Origin of the sequence: Scandinavium sp. UTDF21-P1B (genome assembly GCF_040750395.1) — a bacterium.
In the GTDB taxonomy this organism is placed as follows: Bacteria; Pseudomonadota; Gammaproteobacteria; order Enterobacterales; family Enterobacteriaceae; genus Scandinavium.
In genome coordinates, this window is record NZ_JBFLVD010000014.1 from 273,079 (window position 1) to 294,556 (window position 21,478).

The window sequence follows — 21,478 nt, forward strand, 5'->3', positions numbered from 1 at the left end:
TGCGTGAGCGCAATGAAACTTAGTGATGATTGCGTCAATATGTAAATAGTAATGAGAACGACTATCAATTCGACGACTTTTTGATATCATTACGCTCAGATTTTGTGATTTGGATCCTGGAGATACAGAGTGGGTAATAATTTGATGCAGGCGGATCTCTCCGTTTGGGGTATGTATCATCATGCCGACATCGTGGTTAAGGTGGTCATGATCGGCCTGATTCTGGCATCGGTTGTCACCTGGGCAATCTTCTTCAGTAAAAGCACCGAACTGCTGTCGCAAAAGCGCCGCCTCAAGCGTGAGCAACAGCTACTGGGTGAAGCCCGCTCCCTGAATCAGGCAAGCGACATCGCTTCCGCCTTCCCGGCCAAAAGCCTCAGCGTTCAACTGCTCAACGAAGCGCAGAACGAGCTGGAACTCTCCGCAGGCGCCGAAGATAACGAAGGCATTAAAGAGCGTACCGGTTTCCGTCTTGAGCGACGCGTTGCGGCGGCTGGCCGTCATATGGGCCGTGGTAACGGCTATCTGGCGACCATCGGCGCGATTTCTCCGTTCATCGGCTTGTTCGGTACCGTCTGGGGCATCATGAACAGCTTCATCGGTATTGCCCAGACGCAGACCACCAACCTTGCTGTGGTTGCACCTGGTATCGCAGAAGCGCTGCTGGCCACGGCGATCGGTCTGTTCGCCGCCATCCCGGCAGTGGTTATCTATAACATCTTTGCCCGCATGATTGGCAGCCACAAGGCGTTGCTCGGCGATGTGGCCGCACAGGTTCTGCTGCTGCAAAGCCGTGACCTCGACCTGAACGCCAGCGGCACGCCGCCGGTACGTACCGCCCAGAAATTACGGGTAGGGTGACAGCCAATGGCAATGCGTCTGAACGAAAATCTGGACGACAACGGCGAAATGCATGAGATCAACGTGACGCCGTTTATCGACGTCATGCTGGTGCTGCTGATTATCTTTATGGTGGCCGCGCCGCTGGCAACTGTAGATGTCAAAGTGAATCTGCCGGCTTCCTCCAGCCAGCCGCAGCCGCGTCCGGACAAGCCAGTGTATCTGTCGGTCAAAGCGGATAACAGCATGTTCCTCGGTAACGATCCGGTTACCGAAGAGAGCATGGTGAATGCCATCAATGCCCTGACCGAAGGCAAGAAAGACACCACCATCTTCTTCCGTGCGGATAAAACCGTTAACTACGAAACGATGATGAAGGTAATGGATACTCTGCATCAGGCAGGCTATCTGAAAATCGGCCTGGTGGGTGAAGAGCACGCTGCGGCGAAATAATTTTCCACTCAGTCATGAAGCCGACGCAGATCCCTCTGCGTCGGTTTTTTTTAGCCCAGATGTTCTCCCCCGCATACGCCGTGCACTTCTGCGGTGACATAGCTCGATTCCTCACTCGCCAGATAGACATACACAGGCGCCAGCTCAGCAGGCTGACCCGCACGCTTCAGCGGCGTCTGCTGGCCAAATTTCGGTAGCTTGTCCTGGGTTTGCCCGCCTGAAATCTGTAACGGTGTCCAGATTGGGCCAGGTGCGACCACATTGACCCGTACGCCCTGCGGCGCCACCTGTTTGGCAAGCCCGCGGCTGAAGTTCAGGATTGCCGCTTTTGTCGAAGCATAGTCCAGCAGGTGCGGGCTGGGCTGATAAGCCTGAATGGACGAAGTGGTGATGATGCTGGCGCCGGCAGGCAGTAGCGGCAGCGCTTCCTGAACAATCCAGAACAGCGCGAACACGTTGATGGTATAGGTCTTCACCACTTGTTCGGTGGTGAGTGCCTTAATCTCTTCAACAGCGACCTGTTTACCGGCCACCAGCGCCAGAATATCGAGGCCATCCAGCGCCTGGTGAGCCTGATGGGGGAGCTGTCGGGCGAAGTGCTCATCGCTGAGATCGCCCGGCAGCAGAACGGCTTTTCTGCCCGCAGCTTCAATCAGTGCCTTCACCGCCTGAGCATCCTCTTCCTCTGCCGGGAGATAGTTGATGGCGACGTCAGCGCCTTCGCGCGCATAGGCAATGGCCGCCGCGCGGCCAATGCCGGAATCACCGCCGGTGACCAGCGCCTTGCGGCCCGCTAACCGGCCGCTGCCCGTGTAAGACTCCTCACCGCAGTCAGGAACCGGCTGCATCCTGGCCTGAATGCCGGGAGCGGCCTGTTTCTGTTGAGGGTAATCTTCGCGGTAATAGCGCGTCAGCGGGTTCTGTAGTCGAGTCTGATCGTGTCCCATAGCGTTCCCCTTTTCACTGAAGTCAGCTATTAAGGGTAGTTGCTGTGTGGGACAGGGATCACTATCCGGAATGTTCTGTCGCTTTCGGAGGCGTTTTTGCCGGGTGTAGAGAGTGGCGTTCTTCCGGGGCAACGATGTTGACGCTGGCGGTATGGCAGTTACCGTCTGACAGCCTGCGCGTCAGGCGCAGTGTAGCGGCCTCGCGCGCCAGAATGTGCTGATAGCTTGATTCAATATGCGCCAGAATTTTCTCTTTTAGCTGAGGATTGCGCGTCATGATTTCGGCAAGCGCTGCGCCGTAAATCTCTTCTTTGACCTGGAAGGCGTAAATTTCCCGACGATACTGCCACTTCATGCGCACCAGCGCTGCGGGAATAGAGACCAGCGCGCGGGCTATCTCGGCAATCACCGCGTTTTTCTCGTTTTTAAGTGCCTGGAGATTGTGCTGCAGAATGATGGCGTCGCTGTTTTTGTCGTCTAAAGTCAAATAAACGTTATTATTCTCACCCACTTTCATTTTTATTCAGCCTGAAAATCGTAAAAAAGCGAAGTGGTTTTTTCTCGCGTAATCAAATTAAGCCAAATTTCATTGCCGTCTTCATTAATTTTATTGGTGCATTCGCTGATAATTTGACTTAATTCCTGTGCGTCGATTTCGCCTTCCATTTGTAGATCATTGAGAACGCGCACAAAGGCTTCGATTTTTACCACACGAAACAGCCTGTCTGTAATATGGCGATCGCGCTCTTCCAGCAGCATGTTGCGCGACTGGCCGCTATGGCCGACAGAGGCTAATATATCGGCCTGAAAATGTTCGAGGCTTATCTTTCCCTGAGTCAAATTAGCGTGACTTTCTGCTGTTGCGGTATTTTGTTCTGTACCGGAAATATGAAAGCGTGCCGGAATCAGCGACTCGGGTATCATGCCTGATGTCCTTTTAGTTTCAACAGGATAAGGGCGGTAAAGATGTGGGGTTCGTTGACAATATCATGGTGTAAATTTAAAATCAAAAAAAATGGAGCCAACCATGAACAGTATTATTTATTTCGTGATAGCCCTGCTGGTGCTCACTGTTGTTATTCTTTTAATCATCTCTGGTCTGTTTAAAAATGACGTTGTGGAAGAAGCGTCTGCACCCGCGCAGCTGAAATTGCTCAGTAAAGAAGAGGGTGAAGACCATTTTTCTGTGCTGATGAACGCGATAACCCCGGTATGGTACTGGCGAGTCAACCATGAATATATTGATTTTCTTCACGCTACAATAAAACGGATGAGTATCGCTGAATTAAAGGCTACCGATGGGTTATTTGAAGCCCAGCGGCGCTGCAGCGATCTCAATTCTGCGGTGTATAAGTACTATGACAATATAAAAAAGCGCTGCCTCAATGGTGAAAAGGTGCCACACGGAGACCTCGACGTGCTCAACCTCCAGCAGTGTTTTCGCGAATTTAGCCTGAATGCCTATCCATCACTGGTGGCGCTGGTATGGCCGGAGTTTCAGCGCCCGCAGGTGGATCCGCAGGCGGTTTAGGTTGATGCCACTATGGCAGACGCCCTCTCCCTAACCCTCTCCCAAAGGGAGAGGGAACTCAACAATGCGCTGTTTTTGATTTTCTCCCTCTCCCTCAGGGAGAGGGCCGGGGAGAGGGAGAGCCGCCTGTGCTTATTTATCCGAAGAAGCCTGCCATAAATTCAGCTGCCCGTCGGCCACGTGTTGGTCAATCTGCGCCAGCTCCTGCGGCGTAAAGGTCAGGCTGGTCAGCGCCTGCACGTTCTCCTCCAGCTGCTCTGGCTGGCTGGCACCAATCAGCACCGAGGTCACGCGGCTATCCTTCAGCAGCCAGCTCAGCGCCATCTGCGCCATGCTTTGCCCGCGCGATTGCGCCATCTCCTGCAACAGCCGCAGGCTTTGCAGATTGCTCTCGCTGAGCATATTTTCCGTCAGCCCTCGCGCTTTTTTGCCTTCAGTTTGCATTCTGGACCCGTCCGGGATGCCGTTCAGGTATTTCCCCGTCAGCAGCCCCTGGGCCAGCGGCGTGAAGGCAATGCAGCCGACACCGTTCTCTTCCAGCGTATCAAGCAGCCCGGTTTTATCGACCCAGCGATTCAGCAGGTTGTAAGACGGCTGGTGGATCAGCAGCGGGATTTTCCAGTCGCGCAGCAGCGCCACTATTTGCTGTGTGCGCTCGGTCGAGTAGGACGAAATCCCGACGTACAGCGCTTTCCCGCTCTGCACGGCCTGGGCCAGCGCGGCGGCGGTCTCTTCCATTGGCGTTTTCTCGTCGACGCGGTGGGAATAGAAAATGTCGACATAATCAACGCCCATACGCTTAAGGCTCTGGTCGAGGCTTGCCAGCAGATACTTGCGCGAACCACCGGAGCCGTACGGGCCCGGCCACATATCGTACCCGGCCTTTGTCGAGATGATCAGCTCATCGCGGTATGCCGCAAAATCCTCCCGCAGCAGGCGGCCAAAGTTTTCCTCTGCGCTGCCCGGCGGCGGGCCATAGTTATTGGCAAGATCGAAATGGGTGATGCCCAAGTCAAAGGCTTTGCGCAGCAGCGCGCGCTGAGAATCAAGCGACTGAATGTGACCAAAACTGTGCCACAACCCCAGGGACAGCGCAGGCAGCTGCAGCCCGCTGTTGCCGCAATAGCGATACTGCATCTGTTGATAACGTTCGGAACTGGCGAGCCAGGACATAGAAGCTCCTTCTGGTCTGTATTTTGAAACGACGTTTCTATATTAGCGCCTGAAAATGTTCCGGTAAGTTCGGGCGATCACACTGCTGGCGATTAATAAGGTATACGCAATGACCAGGCCCCGTGGCGCTGGCATGGAAGCGGACCCTGGCGTGGTTCAACCGCTACCTGTGGTGAAAGTTTCATAAAAAAATAATCACAAAAGGTTAGAAATTCTCAGGGTGCTGCCGATAACGAGGTATCTGTGACGAACATCACAATATATTTGCAACGGCCAGGAGAATTTATGCACTTGCTTCGTAACTTTACTATCCGGTTGGTCATGCTGACCATCCTCGGTATCTTTGGACTGCTGTGGTCCGGCGTTGGGCTTTACAGCGTCTACTCTTTGTCGAAAGTCTCTCAGGGCAATGAGGTGGACAGGGCGCTGGTAACGCAAATGACGCTGCTGAGCCAGGGCAACGATCAGTATTTTCGTTTTGTCACTCGCCTGAGCCGGGCGATGGAGAGCAAAGCGGCAGGCAGTACTCCGGACTTCGCTCCGGCACAGCAGGCGCTGGATAACATGCGCCACAAGCTGGAGGCGTTAAAAGAGATTTCGCCGGGTCCGATGGATGCGCAGGTATCTGCCGGAACGCTCGCCAGCTGGCAGGCATTGCTGGATAACGGCGTTACGCGCCAGATGCAGCTGGCGACACAGGGCTCCGCAGAAGCGTATCGTCAGCAGGCCAGTAACGTTACACCCGCCCTCAGCCGCGCTTTTGGTGCAAGCACTGAGAAATTTAATACCCAGGCCAATAGTGCGCTCGACCATACCCGCCAGGTGGTGGATCACCTCACGTCCGTTACCCGCACGCTTATCATCGTTGCCGTTGTTATCGGCCTGTTGCTGCTGCTCTTTTCCGACCGCTATCTGGTTACGATGCTGGTGAAACCGCTTGACCGCGTGCGTCAGCATTTCCGGCTGATGGCGCAGGGCGATCTCAGCCAGCCAATGTTACCGTTTGGTCGTAACTGCGTAGGGCAGCTGGTGCCATTACTGAACAGCATGCAGGAGAGCCTGCGCGATGCGGTTAGCTCAATCCGCCACGGCAGTGAAAATATCTGGCGTGGCGCGACGGAAATCTCTTCCGGAAACAACGATCTCTCTTCGCGCACGGAAGAACAGGCGTCTGCGCTGGAAGAAACGGCGGCAAGCATGGAACAGCTGACTGCCACCGTCAAACTGAATGCCGATAACGCGCAGCAGGCAAGCCAGCTGGCGGATATTGCCTCGCAAACGGCGGGCAAAGGCGGGGCGCTTGTGGAGTCCGTGGTGCAAACCATGTCCGGAATTGCCGACAGCTCGAAGAAAATTGCTGAAATCACCACCGTCATCAACAGCATTGCCTTCCAGACCAACATTCTGGCGCTGAATGCGGCGGTGGAAGCGGCCCGGGCAGGTGAGCAGGGACGAGGTTTTGCGGTGGTGGCCGGGGAAGTGAGAAACCTGGCGAGCCGCAGCGCCGGTGCGGCAAAAGAGATTGAAGGGCTGATTGCGGATTCCGTTACGCGCATCGACAGCGGCGTGCGGTTGGTTAACGACACCGGCAGCACGATGGATGCTATCCTCCGTGCCGTTCAGGAAGTGACGACCCTGATGAAGCAAATTGCCAGCGCCTCGTCAGAGCAGAGTAAAGGGATATCGCAGGTCGGCGTCGCTATCACGCAGATGGACAGCGTCACCCAGCAAAACGCCTCGTTGGTGGAGCAGGTCTCCGCTGCCGCTTCGGCGCTGGAGCAGCAGACGCAGGTGCTCCAGCGTTCGGTGCAGCAGTTCCGTCTGGCAAAAGATGACAATCTGAACGTGCCCGAGACGCCGTTTACACCAAAAACACCGCCTTCCCCGGAATGGGTAGCTTTCTAAATTTCACTGGATCACGCTCAAAATTTCGCTATATAATTTTTTATATAGCGATATTTGAGGGGATGCAATGGACAACCATTTTGGCAAAGGTCTGATGGCCGGATTGAATGCGGCACAGGCTGAAGCTGCGGCAAACGTTGGGCAGTACTGCGCGGATTACAAGCGGGGATTCGTGCTGGGCTTCAGTCACCGGATGTTTGAGCAGACGGGAGACAGGCAGCTCAGCGCGTGGGAAGCGGGCGTGCTGACGCGCCGCTACAATCTCGACAGAGATATGGTGATGGATTTCTTTCGCGAGAAGAACTCAGAGGCGGCGGTACGCTACTTCATGGCGGGCTATCGCGTCGAGCGATGAATCTTCGTTAGAGAGTGAAATGAGCGTCTGACCAATCGCCGCGCCGTTTTTTCCGGTGTGCTTGATCTGATACATTGAAATATCGGCCCGCAGAAGCGCCGCGCTGAAATCGTCTTCGACCTGCACCTCATTGATGCCAATTGACGCCCCGACCGTGGCGGTGCCGCTTGCCAGCTCAAACGGCGTCAGCGCTGCGCGCAGGCAGTTGTGGGCGGTGCTCCAGACCAGCAGGCTGTTGAGTGAAAAGGGCAGCAACAGGACAAACTCATCGCCGCCGAGCCGCCCGACTACCGACTCCGGCGGGCAGGCCTCGCGCAGGCGCTGGCTTAGCTGCATCAGCAGCTCATCGCCGCAGCGGTGGCCAAACCGGTCATTCACCGCTTTAAAATCGTCTAAGTCGATAAAGGCCACGCACATGGCTTCACCCAGCTGCATGCGCGAGAAATGCTTCAGCAACGCATGGCGGTTAGCGAGCCCGGTTAACGGATCGTGATTCGCCAACCGGGAAAGTTGTTCCTCGTACTGCTTCTCTTTGGTCATATCGATGTGGGTGCCGGTGATCTTCAGCGGCCTGCCGTCGGCGTCCCATTCACTGACCCGCCCTCTGTCTAACACCCAGGTGACGGTGCCGTTTTTGTGCAGCATGCGGTGCAGCGCTTCGTAATACGGCGCTTTCCCTTCCAGATGACTATAAAACGCATCTAAAACCCGCTGCTTATCCTCCGGGTGCAGGTGTTCCCGCCACACGTCGAAATGAGCGCTCAAAGCTTTGGGCTGATAGCCGAGCATCGCGCCCCAGCGACGATTAAAAATAATGAGTTTTCCACTGGGAATATCCAGCTGCCATAAACAAAGCCCGGTACCATCGAGAGCAGCGCTGAGCTTGCTCTTTGCGTCACGGGCAATGCGCAACAGCCGGGCGTTATGCTTTTTCAGATTCTGGATCTGCTGTTTCAGGGCGATTTCAGACATTTATATGCCATATGCCGGAGGAAGACATATTCATACTAATAATGTATTGGCGTGTAAATATCGTGTGAGAAAAAAGTGACCGGGTGTTTGTCCGGTCAATGAGCTTTCCTGAACAAACAAGGAAAATCAATTTTGATTTTCGGCTACTTTCCCACAAAGAAGGGAAAAACCACGCTTTTTCCCTTCTTTGTCTGTGAGTTGTGACCGGACGATGACGTCCGGTCGACGGGAAGGGATTATCCCTGGCGTTTATCTTCGGTATTGGTGTCGAAATCGCTGGCGCTGTGGCGCTCATGCAGCTGCTCGTTAAGCGGCCCCTGCGCGCGGTTGACGATACGCCCGCGCTTCACCGCCGGACGATTGCCGACATCCTGCGCCCAACGCAGCACGTTTTTGTAGCTCTCCGCATCAAGGAATTCTGCGGCGTTATACACCGCACCCAGCACCACGTTGCCGTACCACGGCCAGACTGCCATATCGGCAATGGTGTACTCCTCGCCCGCCACATAGCGATTTTTTGCCAGCTGCTTATCCAGTACGTCGAGCTGGCGTTTGGCTTCCATCGTGAAGCGATCGATCGCGTACTCAATTTTCACCGGGGCATAGTTATAGAAGTGGCCGAAGCCGCCGCCGAGGAACGGTGCCGAGCCCTGTAACCAGAACAGCCAGTTCAGCGCTTCCGTACGAGCCGCAGGATCTTTCGGCAGGAAGTGACCAAACTTTTCCGCCAGATAGAGCAGGATTGAGCCAGATTCAAATACGCGCAGCGGCGGATTGACCGAATGATCGCTCAACGCCGGAATCTTGGAGTTTGGGTTGACCTCGACAAAACCGCTGGAGAACTGATCGCCCTCGCCAATGCGGATCATCCACGCGTCATACTCCGCGCCGGTTACCCCGAGCGCCAGCAGCTCTTCGAGCATGATTGTCACTTTCTGGCCGTTCGGCGTACCCAGCGAGTAGAGCTGCAAAGGGTGCGTCCCGACCGGCAGCGCTTTTTCATGGGTTGGGCCGGAGACCGGACGGTTGATGTTGGCGAACGCGCCGCCGCTGTTCTTGTTCCACTCCCAGACTTTCGGAGGCTGATAGTTAGTGTCAGACATATGAGTACCTGGTTTGTTGGTTGACGTATTGAGGCAGTGTAGCAGGTGATAATGCCAGGCTTTAGCATTCAGCGGCGTGATGGGGCTAACGGCTTATTTTAAAAACATCTTATATAGATCGTTTCGGATATAAGCTTAAACAAAAATCGCATTTCAAATCGTGTGGCAAAGGCTCCACTATGCACGGCGAACTGCACCGTAAAGCAGACAAAAAATAATGATGGCAAGGAGTTAATAAAGCATGCGCAAGTTGGTTTTCTCCGCCGCGATGATCTCGCTGGCCTTCGGTCTCGCGGGATGCGATGACGCAAAAAATAAAGACACCGTAAACGCTCCGACGGCAAATCAGAACGCCGCGCCGAAAGAGGGCGGTTCGCTGATTATCGGCATTACCTCCGGCGATCCGCTGGCGGTGAACCCAATTTACGCCAGCGACCGCACGACGCTGACTATCATGCAGGCGCTTTATGCACCGCTTTACAGCTACAACGACGGCAAAATCGAATGGGGCCTGGCCGAAAGCCTGACGCCGTCCGCCGATAATCTCAGCTACACCCTGAAGCTGAAGCCGAACCTGAAATGGCAGGACGGCCAGCCGCTGACAGCCGACGACGTGGTTTTCACCTTTAACAAACTGCTGGATGAAAAGCAGCACAGCTTCTTCCGCAGCATGTTTATGTTTGGCGGTAAGCCGGTTGCGGTGAGCAAAGTTGACGATTTGACGGTGAAATTTACCCTGCCGCAGGTCAGCGCCGCGTTCGTCGGCACCCTGGTGCAGATTTACCCCATTCCGCAGCACGTGTTCGCCAACGAAGCCGATCTGGAAAAGAGCAGCAAGAACGATGCGCCGGTGGGCTCCGGCCCGTTCAAATTTAAAGAGTATCGTGCCGGGCAGTACTACGCGCTGACCCGCTTTGATGACTACTGGAACGGCAAAGCGAAGCTCGATTCCGTGACCTACCGCTTCGCCAAAGACAGCAACTCCGCCAACCTTGCGCTGCAAAACGGCGAAATCAACCTGAAGATGGTCGATCCACAGGACGTCTCACGCCTGAAAAACACCGGCAAATTCGACTTCGTGACCTATCCGGAAGGGCGTCTGGCGTACATGACTTTCAACCAGAACGTGCCGGTGATGCAGAGCAAAGCGCTGCGTCAGGCAATCGCTTATGCCATCAACAAGGATGACCTTGTCACTACTGCGTTCACCTCACAGGATTACGCCAAACCGGCCACGTCGTTCCTGACGCCGGACACGCTGTACCACTCGGACGACGTGGACCAGTACAAGTTCGATTTGCAAAAAGCGAAGGATTTGCTGAAGGAATCGGGTGCTCCGGCAGATCTGAAGCTGCGTCTGGCCTATGTGAACACCAATAAAACCCAGGAAAGCATGAGCCTCTACATTCAGCAGCAGCTGAAGGCGCTGGGGATTAACGTGGAGCTGATGCCGCTGGACGCCAACGCCATGTCGCAGCGCAGCCTCGACATGAAAAACACCGCTTGGGAGCTGAACCTCGGCGGCTACATCATGGGTGCCGAGCCAGATGGCTACAAGTCGTTGTTTATGAGCAACGAAGCCTACAACTATGCGCACTACAAAAATCCGCAGTTCGATGCGCTGTGGGATAAAGGCGCGATTGAAACAGATGCTGCCAAACGCGGTGAGATCTACAAGCAGATTCAGCAGACCGTAGCGACCGATATGACGTACTACCCAATCGCCTACACCAATGCGACGGTCGCGGTCGATAAACGCTTTGGCGGTACCGCAGAAGCCGAACCTAAGCCGGTTTATATGTTCCAAGATCTGTCGAAGATTTATCAAAAATAATCAGTGATATCTGAACGCTGACTCTGTGCCGGGCGGCACGTTGTTTGCCCGACCTACCAATCCCGTAGGCCCGGTAAGCGTAGCGCCACCGGGCACTTTCTCAGCGGCCAGTTTTGTGAAGGGAATGTCGTGAACTCAATGCTGACGCGTCGGCTGCTGCAACTGCTGCCGATGCTTTTCTTTATTTCGCTGGTGGCGTTCCTGCTGGTGAAGCTTGCGCCGGGTGACCCGGTGCAGGCGTATATCACCCCGAGGATGGCGCCAGAGGATATCGAGCGTATCCGCCACAGCCTCGGGCTCGATAAACCGCTGGTCACGCAATACTTCCTGTGGCTGAAAAACGTCCTTCAGGGCGACCTCGGTTATTCGCTTATCTACCATCGTCCGGTGCTGGAAATGATTGTCGAACGCATTCCCGCCACGCTCGGGCTGATGGGGGCCTCGCTGGTTCTGGCGATTATCCTCGCGGTGCCGCTTGGCCTGCTGGCGGGCGCGTTTAAGCACCGCTGGCTCGATCACTTTCTCAACCTGTTTGCCTATGTCGGCATCTCCGTGCCGATTTTCTGGTTCGGTATTCTGCTCATTACCGTGTTTGCCGTGCAGCTTAACGCGCTGCCGAGCATGGGGATGCGTACGATTGGCGTCGAGGATAGCTGGGCCGACGTCGTGCGCCACGGCGTGCTGCCATGTATTGCGCTGACCTTTTACAACCTCTCCAACTATGTGCGCTACGTACGCTCGAACACGATCGGTCAGCTTTCTGCAGACTACGTGCAGACGCAGTTAGCCTACGGTGCTACTTACCGCACGATCCTGTTTCGTCACGTGCTTAAAAACGTGCTGCTGCCGGTGATCACTCTGTTTGGCCTGTCGTTTGGCGAGCTGATCGTGGGCGCGTACGTGACCGAAAGCGTCTTCTCCTGGCCGGGCATGGGCCTGCTGGGCATTCAGGCGATCGCCTCGCTGGATTATCCGCTGATCATGGCAATCATCCTGTTGTCGTCGCTGATGCTGATCCTCGGCAACCTGATGGCGGATCTGTTATATCGCTTCGCCGATCCCCGTATCCGGACGCTGAGGTAGCAGACGATGAGCAGAAGATGGCAAAACGTTCGTCACCAGCTGAAACGGAATCGTCCGGCGCAGTTTTCCCTGCTGGTGCTCTTCATTTTTATTCTCGCGGCGCTGGCGGCGGGGTTCAGCCCTTACGATCCGGACCAGATGGCGCTCGGCGCGCGCATGCTGCCGCCCGATGCCGAGCACTGGTTCGGCACCGATGAATACGGTCGCGACTATTTCACCCGCGCGCTCTACGGCGGGCAGATCTCATTGATGGTTGGCTTTCTGGTGATGATCTTCTCCACCCTGATTGGCACGGTAGTTGGCACCCTTAGCGGCTATTTTGGCGGCTGGATCGACAACCTGATGATGCGCGCCGTCGAAATCCTGATGGCGATCCCGGCGTTCTTCCTGCTGCTGGTGCTTAACGCGTACCTGAAGCCGGGCGTCGAGAGCATTATCCTGATTATCAGTCTGCTGACGTGGATGAACATGTCGCGCATGATCCGCGCCGAAACGCTGTCGGTGAAGGAACGTGAATATGTGCTCTACGCCCGCGCGTCCGGTGAGCATCCGCTGCGGATCATCGTGCGCCACATTATTCCCGGCGTGCTGCCAACGATTATCGTCGCCGCCACGCTGAATATCGCCTCCGCGATTCTGATGGAGTCGACGTTAAGCTTCCTCGGGCTTGGCGTGCAGCAGCCCGCCGCGTCCTGGGGCAGTATGCTGAACAACGCTCAGTCCTATATCGGCGAAGCCTCCTGGCTGGCGATGTTCCCGGGCATTCTCATTTTGCTGACGGTGTTCAGTTTTAACGTGCTGGGCGACGTGTTCCGCACCGCCTTTGAGCCGGGAGCCAACCGTGATGCATAACTTACTGGAACTCGAAAACTTAACAACGTCGTTCTTTACCCGCGACGGCGAAGTGCATTCGGTGCGCGGGGTGAGCTTTGCGCTGCAGCCCGGCGAGCTTGTCGGCATCGTCGGAGAATCGGGCTGCGGCAAAAGCGTCACCTGTAAGTCGGTGATCCAGCTGCTCGGTAATACCGGCAAAATCACCGGCGGCCATGTGCGCTTTCGCGGTGAAGATCTTGCGCGGAAAACGCCGGAGCAGATGCGGCGTATTCGCGGCAACGATATCGCGATGATCTTCCAGGATCCGATGACGGCGCTGAACCCGGTGCTGACCGTTGGCCGCCAGATGACGGAAATTTTGCGCCGCAATAAAGGGCTGTCGAAGCGTGAGGCGAAAGCCAAAGCGGTTGAAATGCTGGGCCGCGTGGGCATTGCGGATGCAGAGCGGCGCTTTGACCAGTATCCCCATGAGTTCAGCGGCGGGATGCGCCAGCGAGTAATGATTGCCATTGCGCTCTCCTGCGGTCCGCAGCTGCTGATTGCCGATGAGCCGACCACTGCGCTGGACGTGACCATTCAGGCGCAGATCCTGCGTCTGCTGAAATCGCTGCAGCAGGAAACCGGCACGGCGATTTTGCTTATCACCCACGATCTCGGCGTGGTGGCGCAGGTATGCAGCCGCGTGGTGGTGATGTACGGCGGGCAAGTGATGGAAGAGGGCAGCGTGGAGAACATTTTCTGGCAGCCTCTGCATCCGTACACCCGCGGGCTGCTGGCGTCTTTACCGCGTGCAGACGAACCTGAGCATCGTCTTTCGCCGATCGAAGGCTCTCCGCCAGGTTTGCTCAACCCGCCGCCGGGCTGCCCGTTTGCTGAACGCTGCCCGCAGAAGATGGCGCAGTGTGACAAGCAGCCACCGTTTTACGCCAATAATAACGGCCACCGCACTGCATGCTGGCTATGGCAGGACAAGGAGATCCCCGCATGAGTCAGGAGCCATTAATTCGCGTACGCGATCTGCGTAAGCACTATTCCCTCGGCGGCGGCCTGATGAGAAAAGGGCTGACGGTCAGGGCCGTCGACGGCGTCAGTTTCGATATTCTGCCGGGCGAAACCTTTGGCCTGGTGGGCGAATCCGGCTGCGGTAAATCGACGCTCGGGCGGGCGATCCTGAGGCTGTTCGACATCACCTCCGGCGAGATTGCCTTTGCCGGGCAGGAGATTGCGCAGGCGAACGAGAAAACCCTCAAGCCCCTGCGTCGCCGGATGCAGGCCATTTTTCAGGATCCGTACTCCTCGCTGAACCCCGGTATGACCGTGCAGCAGCTGGTGTCTGAGCCGATGCAGATCCATGGCTATGACAAGCAGACCCAGCGCGATCGTGCGCAAGAGCTGTTGTATAAAGTTGGGCTCAAGCAGGAGCATTTACAGCGTTTCCCGCATGAGTTCAGCGGCGGGCAGCGCCAGCGCATCAGCATCGCCCGCGCGCTGTCGGTACGCCCGGAGTTTGTGCTGTGCGACGAGCCGCTCTCGGCGCTTGATGTGTCGGTGCAGGCGCAGGTGGTGAATATCCTGCAGGATTTACAGCAGGAGCTGGGGCTGACCTATCTGTTTATCGCCCATGACCTGTCGATGGTGCGCCATATCTCCAGCCGGATTGGCGTGATGTATCTCGGCAAGCTGGTGGAGGTGGCAGAGGCCAATACGCTGTATCAGCACCCGGCGCATCCGTATACGCGAGCGCTGCTGGCCTCCGTACCGCAGCCCGATCCGCGCGTGCGTCATCTCGATCACGGCGGGCTGAAAGGGGAAATCCCGGGCCCGACGGCGGAAATCAGCGGCTGCCGGTTCTGTAGCCGCTGCCCGCAGGTGATGCCGGTTTGTCGCGAGCAGGAGCCGCCGATGCAGGAGATTGCCCCGCGCCATTTTGCGGCGTGCTGGTTGTTTAAGGTCTGAGTTTTACCTGCGAAATCTGCCCGGTGACGGCTTACGCCTTACCGGGCCTACAAAAAGCGCAGGCCGGGTTAGCGCAGCGCCACCCGGCTTTCATTGCGCAGCTCATGCACTAGCTCAATAAACGCCTTCAGCCCCGGCGGAACGTGACGTCTGCCGGGGTAGTAGAGCTGCAGGCCGCCAAACGGCTGACTCCACTCGTCCATCACGCTGATTAGCCGCCCGGCGGCGATATCCTCATCCACAAACCAGTTGGAAATAAAGGCGATGCCGATCCCGCTGAGGGCGGCGCGATGAATGGCGCGCATCTCGTTAAGCACGATACGCGGCGGCACGTTGACGTTGATTTTCTGCTGGTTGCGCTCCAGCTCCCAGTGATAAATGCCGCCGTGGGACATGCGCATGCCGACGCTCTGATGTTTCAGTAAATCATCCGGCGACTGCGGCGTGCCGTGTCTGGCCAGATACTCCGGCGTAGCGACGATCAGCATGCGGATGTCCGGCGTGAGCGGTACGGCAATCATGTCCTGAGGCACGGATTCCGCCAGGCGGATCCCCGCGTCATAGCCTTCCGCCACAATATCGACCAGCCGCGATTCGCTGGTGATCTCCAGCCGTATTTGCGGGTAGCGTTTCAGGAATATTTCCAGCAACGGTTCATACAGTATCGACACGCTCTCCTGCGGAGCGTTAATGCGCAGCGTGCCGGTGGGCGTATCGGGGACGGCGGCGATCTCTTCCGACGCGCGCTGAATTTCCGCCAGCGCAGGCGCAATCCGCTCGACGTAGCGCTCGCCTGCAGGCGTCAGCGCTACGCTGCGGGTGGAACGGTTGAACAAGCGCACCTTCAGACGGCTTTCCAGCCCGGCAACGGCATTGCTGACCGCCGTGGCGGACATGCCGAGTTCGCGCGCCGCGGCGCGAAAACTTTGACGATGGGCGACGGCGAGCACCACTTCCAGCTCCGTGAATCCTGTGCGATGCATAGATTATCCCGATTTTCGTGACAGTCCATTCAGGATAGACCCTCTTATCGTAGCGGTCATCCGTTTCTATACTCGCTCCACAAACTGAATATGTGGGGAATACCATGCAGCACATCGACAGCATTTACATCAACGGCGAATTCGTTACTCCGCACGGCGAAGAGCGCTTTGAACTGTTCAACCCGACAACCGAAGCGGTAATTGGCACCGTGCGCCTGGCTGATGAAGTCGACGCCGAACGGGCGATCGCGGCAGCGAAAGCGGCGTTTCCTGCCTGGTCCCGCACGACGAAAGCAGAGCGTATCGCCGTGCTGAAGCGTATGCACGCTGCCGTTGCGGCGCGTGAGGATGAGCTTCTGGAGGCTATCGTTACGGAATACGGTGCACCTGCGGTTCGCGGGCGCTGGATGGCGCAATACCCGGCTGACGTGATTGCTCAGGCAATTGAGGCGCTGGAGTCTTTCGAATTTGTTGAGCGGGCTGGCAGCGCGCAGGTGATCATGACTCCGGTGGGCGTGGCGGGGCTCATCACGCCGTGGAACAGCGACGCCGGGTTTATCTGCAATAAGCTTGCCACGGCGATGGCGGCGGGCTGTACGGCGGTGATCAAACCGAGCGAGATGAGCGGCATTCAGACTCAGGTTGTGACCGAAGCGCTGCATGAAGCCGGTATTCCGGCGGGCGTGTTCAATATCATTACCGGGCGCGGCGAGGTGGTGGGCGACGCGATTAACCATCATCCCGACATCGCCAAAATCTCCTTTACCGGTTCGACGGCGGTAGGCAAGCACATCGTTGAAAGCGGGGCGCGGACCCTGAAGCGCGTGACGCTCGAGCTCGGCGGGAAGTCACCGACGATTATTCTGGACGATGCCGAAACCGATCGGGCCGTGCCGCTGGCGCTGGCAGCAGGCTTTATGAACAGCGGGCAGGCCTGCGTCGCCGGAACGCGTATTCTGGTGCCGCGTAGCCGCCAGACGGAATTTGAACAGGCGTTCGTTCAGGCGGTAAGTAAGGTGCAGTCCGGCGATCCGCGTAATGAAAATACCGATATCGGCCCGATGGTCAGCCGCAAGCAATGGCAGCGCGTGCAGGACTACATTCGTCTTGGCGTGGAAGAGGGGGCGAAGCTGCTGGTTGGCGGAGAAGGGCGCCCGGCGGGCATGACGCAGGGCTGGGGCGTGAAGCCGACCGTCTTTGTCGGGCATAACCAGATGCGCATTGCCCGTGAAGAGATTTTTGGCCCGGTGCTGGTGATGATCCCTTACGATGATGAAGCCGAAGCGCTGGCTATCGCTAACGACACGACCTATGGCCTGAGTGCGATGGTGCTTGGCAGCAACACCGAACGTGCAGTGCGCGTTGCGCAGCAAATTGAATCGGGTCGTGTGCTGGTCAATACGATGGCACATGAACCTAAAGCGCCGTTCGGCGGCATGAAGCAGTCCGGCCTGGGCCGCGAAATGGGCAAATGGGGCATACAGGCTTATCTGGAAGCGAAAACGCTGCTGGTGGGATAACGTTGGATGGCCGGGCGGCGCGTGACTTGCCCGGCCTGGGTGAACACTCAACTGTAGGCCCGGTAAGGCGTCAGCCGCCACCGGGCAATCAGACACCGGGCAACGCTCAGTGGTTATGCCAGAATTCGCTCAGCCCAAACGGCAATATCATCCCCGCTGCCTAAATCTGGCTGAACCAGCCCGTTTACCATAAACGTCGGCGACACGTGGATCCCGTTCTGGCGGGCGTATTTACAGTGCCATTTAATCAACGTTTGCAGCTCCGGCACCGCGAACGCTTCGGCGACCTGTACGCCGCTGTAGCGTTCAATACGTTCCAGAATGTCCTGCGGCGTGGCCTGCATATTCGGCCCGCTGCAATGATCCGTGAATTCAAACTCCTCCCGACGATCTGCCACCGCCTGCATCACTTTTTTGGCTTTGGCTTTACCGTCCGGCAAGGTTGATGCGGCAAGAATGCAGCGGACGATTACGCCAGAGAAAAGATGCCACGGCTGTGACTGCAAACGGATTTTTATCGTCAGCTTATCTTCTCCGACGGCGGCCAGCAGTGCGTCAAGTTTGTTGAACGCTTTTACCGAGAAGGGGCAGGTAGGTTCCAGAAAAACCTCGAAAGTTTTTGGACCGTGCCCCCACTCCAGCGCCTGTGCCTGTAAGCTCATGTTGACTCCTGATGTTGTGTTGTCGTTTCGATTATCTTATCTGCGAGGTGTATGATTAAGCCACTTCTGTCAGAACATTGGCAATGCGCAGACGACGACAGGAATTCAGTAAGCCGCCTGCTCCCCCGAACGAAAAATTAGGTTGGAAGAATGAGTACTGGAATCTCCGGCAGTGATGCACCTTTTGGAACGTTGTTAGGGTATGCGCCGGGGGGCGTGGCGATTTACTCCTCAAACTACAGCAGTTTAGGTCCTGATTTCTCTCACAGCGATGTTTCTTTTCGCAGCTATATAGATAACGAATACATGGGCCACAAATGGCAGTGCGTTGAGTTTGCGCGCCGCTTTCTGTTCCTGACCTACGGCTTTGTATTTACCGATGTCGGCATGGCCTATGAGATTTTTTCCCTGCGCTTTTTGCGCCAGGTGGTAAACGACAATCTTCTGCCGCTGCAGGCGTTTGCCAATGGCTCAAAACGGCCACCGGTGGCGGGTTCGCTGCTGATCTGGCAGAAGGGCGGTGAGTTTAATGAAACGGGCCACGTGGCGGTCATCACGCAGCTGGTGGGTAATAAGGTTCGCGTCGCCGAACAGAACGTGATTCATCACCCTCTGCCGCAGGGCCAGCAGTGGACGCGCGAGCTGACGCTGGTCGTGAAGGGCGGGCACTACACCATTGAAGACACGTTTGATGACACCACCATTCTGGGGTGGATGATCCAGACGGAAAACAATGAACACAGCCTGCCGCAGCCCGCGCTGCCGGGGAAAGCGCTGAATATTCAGGGCGCGCGCCTGGAAAATAAAGGTCAGTTCGATGGCGCATGGCTGAACGAGCAGGAGCCTTTGCAGGCCGCCTACGTTCGGGCCAACGGTCACTTTATCAATCATGATCCCTGTCAGTATTTCACCATCACCGAGTGCGCCGAGCAGGAGCTGGTGAAGGCGACCAACGAACTGCACCTGATGTATCTGCACGCCACCGACAAGGTGATGAAGGATGACTCGCTGCTGGCGCTGTTCGACATCCCGAAAATCCTCTGGCCACGCTTACGTCTTTCCTGGCAGCGGCGTCGCCACGATATGATCACCGGGCGCATGGATTTCTGCATGGATGAGCGTGGGCTGAAGGTCTATGAGTACAACGCCGATTCGGCGTCGTGCCATACCGAAGGTGGCCTGATTCTGGAGCAGTGGGCAAAAACGGGCTATCGTGGCGAAGGCTATAACCCTTCAGAAGAGCTGTTAGGTGAACTGATTGGCGCGTGGAAACACAGCAGCGCTCGCCCGTTTGTCCACATCATGCAGGACAAAGATCTGGAGGAAAATTATCACGCCCGCTTTATGCAAAAGGCGCTGACGGAAGCCGGGTTTGACAGCAAAATTCTCTACGGCCTGGACGAGCTACGCTGGGATGCCGCCGGGCTGCTGATTGACGGTGATAACCGCCCGGTTAACTGCGTGTGGAAAACCTGGGCGTGGGAAACCGCCATTGAGCAGGTGCGTGAGGTGAGCGAAACCGAGTTCGCCGCGGTGCCGATTCGCACGGGCCACCCGGATAATGAAGTACGCCTGATGGACGTGCTGCTGCGTCCGGAAGTGATGGTCTTTGAACCGCTGTGGACTGTGGTGCCGGGCAACAAGGCTATTCTGCCGGTGCTCTGGCAGCTCTTCCCGAATCACCGTTATCTGCTGGATACGGATTTTGTGGTCAATGAGGAGCTGGCGAAAACCGGCTATGCGGTGAAGCCGATTTCAGGCCGCTGCGGCAGCAACATCGACCTTGTCAGCCACGATGAAGAGCTGCTGGACCAAAGCTCAGGCAAGTTCGTCGACCGTAAAAATATCTACCAGCAGCTCTGGTGCCTGCCCAACGTCGACGGCAAGTACATTCAGGTGTGCACCTTCACCGTGGGTGGCAACTATGGTGGCACCTGCCTTCGCGGTGATGAGTCTCTGGTCATCAAGAAAGAGAGCGATATCGAGCCGCTGATAGTGGAGAGCCGGAAAGAGTAGACCTGAGTTTTGCTCGCGGGATGAGGGTGTCATTCCGCGAGCGAATCATCGAACCAAATTCGATGCAGAGTCCGGATGCCAAAAAGCAAAAAACCAGCCATAGGCTGGGTTCTTTAAATAGTGGTGCCCGGACTCGGAATGGATTTTAATTTGTATGTATACTGATTTATATGGTTTTTGTTGTGTTCTATAAATGCCTGGGCCCCCAGTAAAGCCCCCTTCTGCAGGGCGTCAAAATTTGACGGTTGAACGGGAATTTTTACGTCCATTTGAACCCTTTTTGATGGCATAGCGCTCTGGCTTTTTGCGGAATAGTACTGAGCACTATCAGAGTGTGAAAATGATATCATAAACTGGCTCCTTACTGTTGAGTGGGCAGCATCCCTGGATAGTGCCGGGCGATAATGTTATTCAGCTTATCGACCAGTTCAGGGCGCTTAAAGGTGATATGTGCTGTTCCCTTCTGAAAGTACCTGATTGCAAACATCTCATTTTCATATCGGGTACTGTGCCGGTTCTCATGGATATGGTCTCCCAGGCGACGGGTAACGTCAGCGCGGTTGTCGGGGACAGGCTTTCCATCCAGTAACATCAGCATGCGCTCAAGGTCTGCCAGTCGATCACGCTGCCAGCCCCAGTTAATACCAAATCCCCAACGGTCATATTTCACCAGCCCTGTCACGATGATTTTCTTCCCAAACTTACACGGGCTATTGCTTTTGTAATCCCAGCTCAGCCCCTTAAACACGTTAATCACACCACGTTCAAATACTTCACCTTTATTCAGATGCAATTGTTTAAATGTGCTCAGGATATTTTCTTCACTGATAGCGGGAATTTCGTCTTTCTCCAGGCTGTTATACCACTGCTCACGAGCCTGGGCATCCATAATGGAAAGCATCCCTGAACGCTTCATTAAGTCACGCCATATATCGCGATCGAGATTGCGATATATGGCCTTCATTGCCGTTTCTCTTTTTTCCATCAACCAACAGCCGCAGCGGAAGTCCTGCTTCATAGCCCAGTCCAGAGCGGCTTTCCCGCCGATACTGCGGGTCAGAGTTGAAATATCGTTGAGTTGCTGAATGAGCGCTTCAATCTGTACCAGTGCGGCATTACGTCCAGTGACGATGCGCTCAATGCTGGTGGAGCAAATCACGTCGGTGTGATCGGTTAAAACTTCGGATTCGGTGAGAGTCAGTTCTGACATTTTTATTTCCTTTATATAAAGCAAAATGCCAGCTGGTGAGGGCTGGCGCTTATGCGTAGGGTGAATATTGAGCTGTGATTATTCTAACCGGATGTGTTGCA

The 21,478-nt window shown here is 56.0% G+C and carries 21 protein-coding genes; 12 read left to right on the forward strand and 9 right to left on the reverse strand.

Annotated elements, in window-relative coordinates; genetic code table 11:
* The first annotated feature begins 129 nt into the window (after positions 1–129).
* Together exbB and exbD are read left to right on the forward strand one after the other, a co-directional pair.
* The gene (exbB, locus tag AB1287_RS12020) at positions 130–861 is read left to right on the forward strand and encodes a tol-pal system-associated acyl-CoA thioesterase (RefSeq protein WP_312625663.1); all 732 of its coding nucleotides are present in this window, start codon (positions 130–132) and stop codon (positions 859–861) included.
* A gap of 6 nt (positions 862–867) precedes the next feature.
* Entirely contained in the window at positions 868–1,293 is a 426-nt protein-coding gene (gene exbD / locus AB1287_RS12025; RefSeq protein ID WP_312625665.1) for a TonB system transport protein ExbD, read from the forward strand.
* Positions 1,294–1,343: 50 nt separating this feature from the next.
* On the opposite strand, the gene AB1287_RS12030 is transcribed toward exbD, so the two are convergent.
* The 3 genes from AB1287_RS12030 to AB1287_RS12040 form a co-directional block, all read right to left on the reverse strand.
* The gene (locus AB1287_RS12030) at positions 1,344–2,240 is read right to left on the reverse strand and encodes an SDR family oxidoreductase (protein ID WP_435617897.1); all 897 of its coding nucleotides are present in this window, start codon (positions 2,238–2,240) and stop codon (positions 1,344–1,346) included.
* Positions 2,241–2,301: 61 nt separating this feature from the next.
* Positions 2,302–2,757: a cytoplasmic protein gene (locus tag AB1287_RS12035; protein WP_435617898.1), complete on the reverse strand. Its 456-nt coding sequence runs from the start codon at positions 2,755–2,757 to the stop codon at positions 2,302–2,304.
* A 2-nt stretch (positions 2,758–2,759) separates the two neighbouring features.
* Entirely contained in the window at positions 2,760–3,164 is a 405-nt protein-coding gene (locus AB1287_RS12040) for a hypothetical protein (protein ID WP_435617899.1), read from the reverse strand.
* 103 nt (positions 3,165–3,267) lie between these two features.
* On the opposite strand from AB1287_RS12040, the gene AB1287_RS12045 reads away from it, so the two are divergent.
* Complete coding sequence (locus AB1287_RS12045; RefSeq protein WP_312625669.1) at positions 3,268–3,771, forward strand: ESA_00282 family adhesion-associated protein; 504 nt, start codon at positions 3,268–3,270, stop codon at positions 3,769–3,771.
* Between the two features lie 132 nt (positions 3,772–3,903).
* Here the strand turns inward: AB1287_RS12045 and AB1287_RS12050 are convergent, their stop codons facing one another.
* Entirely contained in the window at positions 3,904–4,944 is a 1,041-nt protein-coding gene (locus AB1287_RS12050; protein WP_435617900.1) for an aldo/keto reductase, read from the reverse strand.
* A 285-nt stretch (positions 4,945–5,229) separates the two neighbouring features.
* Here AB1287_RS12050 and AB1287_RS12055 point away from each other — a divergent pair, with 285 nt between their 5' ends.
* Complete coding sequence (locus tag AB1287_RS12055) at positions 5,230–6,849, forward strand: methyl-accepting chemotaxis protein (protein WP_435617901.1); 1,620 nt, start codon at positions 5,230–5,232, stop codon at positions 6,847–6,849.
* A 67-nt stretch (positions 6,850–6,916) separates the two neighbouring features.
* Positions 6,917–7,204, forward strand: coding sequence for a DUF2623 family protein (locus AB1287_RS12060; RefSeq protein ID WP_312625674.1), 288 nt, complete (start codon positions 6,917–6,919; stop codon positions 7,202–7,204).
* Here the strand turns inward: AB1287_RS12060 and AB1287_RS12065 are convergent.
* Positions 7,154–8,176, reverse strand: coding sequence for a diguanylate cyclase domain-containing protein (locus tag AB1287_RS12065; RefSeq protein ID WP_435617902.1), 1,023 nt, complete (start codon positions 8,174–8,176; stop codon positions 7,154–7,156). The two genes, AB1287_RS12060 and AB1287_RS12065, sit on opposite strands and share 51 nt — an antisense overlap.
* Before the next feature lie 236 nt (positions 8,177–8,412).
* Positions 8,413–9,279 carry a glutathione-dependent disulfide-bond oxidoreductase gene (gene yghU, locus AB1287_RS12070; protein WP_312625677.1) on the reverse strand — a complete coding sequence of 289 codons (867 nt, stop codon included), beginning with the start codon at positions 9,277–9,279 and terminating at the stop codon, positions 8,413–8,415.
* Positions 9,280–9,520: 241 nt separating this feature from the next.
* Here yghU and AB1287_RS12075 point away from each other — a divergent pair, with 241 nt between their 5' ends.
* From AB1287_RS12075 to AB1287_RS12095, 5 genes are all read left to right on the forward strand, one after another.
* A complete protein-coding gene (locus tag AB1287_RS12075; RefSeq protein ID WP_435617903.1) occupies positions 9,521–11,113 on the forward strand; it encodes an ABC transporter substrate-binding protein in 1,593 nt (530 codons plus the stop codon).
* A gap of 138 nt (positions 11,114–11,251) precedes the next feature.
* Entirely contained in the window at positions 11,252–12,196 is a 945-nt protein-coding gene (locus AB1287_RS12080) for an ABC transporter permease (RefSeq protein WP_435617928.1), read from the forward strand.
* 6 nt (positions 12,197–12,202) lie between these two features.
* The gene (locus AB1287_RS12085) at positions 12,203–13,048 is read left to right on the forward strand and encodes an ABC transporter permease (RefSeq protein WP_435617904.1); all 846 of its coding nucleotides are present in this window, start codon (positions 12,203–12,205) and stop codon (positions 13,046–13,048) included.
* Positions 13,041–14,018 (forward strand): ABC transporter ATP-binding protein, encoded by a 978-nt coding sequence (locus tag AB1287_RS12090; protein ID WP_435617905.1) that lies wholly within the window; start codon positions 13,041–13,043, stop codon positions 14,016–14,018. The genes AB1287_RS12085 and AB1287_RS12090 overlap by 8 nt, the downstream gene beginning before the upstream one ends.
* Positions 14,015–14,986: an ABC transporter ATP-binding protein gene (locus AB1287_RS12095; RefSeq protein WP_435617906.1), complete on the forward strand. Its 972-nt coding sequence runs from the start codon at positions 14,015–14,017 to the stop codon at positions 14,984–14,986. The genes AB1287_RS12090 and AB1287_RS12095 overlap by 4 nt, the downstream gene beginning before the upstream one ends.
* A 68-nt stretch (positions 14,987–15,054) precedes the next feature.
* Here the strand turns inward: AB1287_RS12095 and AB1287_RS12100 are convergent, their stop codons facing one another.
* Complete coding sequence (locus AB1287_RS12100) at positions 15,055–15,969, reverse strand: LysR family transcriptional regulator (protein ID WP_435617907.1); 915 nt, start codon at positions 15,967–15,969, stop codon at positions 15,055–15,057.
* A gap of 104 nt (positions 15,970–16,073) precedes the next feature.
* Between AB1287_RS12100 and AB1287_RS12105 the strand changes: the two genes are divergently transcribed.
* The gene (locus tag AB1287_RS12105) at positions 16,074–17,489 is read left to right on the forward strand and encodes an aldehyde dehydrogenase family protein (RefSeq protein ID WP_435617908.1); all 1,416 of its coding nucleotides are present in this window, start codon (positions 16,074–16,076) and stop codon (positions 17,487–17,489) included.
* A 113-nt stretch (positions 17,490–17,602) separates the two neighbouring features.
* On the opposite strand, the gene AB1287_RS12110 is transcribed toward AB1287_RS12105, so the two are convergent.
* The gene (locus tag AB1287_RS12110; protein ID WP_312625685.1) at positions 17,603–18,151 is read right to left on the reverse strand and encodes a DsbA family protein; all 549 of its coding nucleotides are present in this window, start codon (positions 18,149–18,151) and stop codon (positions 17,603–17,605) included.
* A 150-nt stretch (positions 18,152–18,301) separates the two neighbouring features.
* Between AB1287_RS12110 and gss the strand changes: the two genes are divergently transcribed.
* Positions 18,302–20,167 carry a bifunctional glutathionylspermidine amidase/synthase gene (gene gss / locus AB1287_RS12115; protein ID WP_435617909.1) on the forward strand — a complete coding sequence of 622 codons (1,866 nt, stop codon included), beginning with the start codon at positions 18,302–18,304 and terminating at the stop codon, positions 20,165–20,167.
* 361 nt (positions 20,168–20,528) lie between these two features.
* On the opposite strand, the gene AB1287_RS12120 is transcribed toward gss, so the two are convergent.
* On the reverse strand, positions 20,529–21,377 hold the full coding sequence (locus tag AB1287_RS12120) for a DUF4942 domain-containing protein (protein ID WP_435617910.1): 849 nt from the start codon (positions 21,375–21,377) through the stop codon (positions 20,529–20,531).
* Positions 21,378–21,478: the final 101 nt, after the last annotated feature.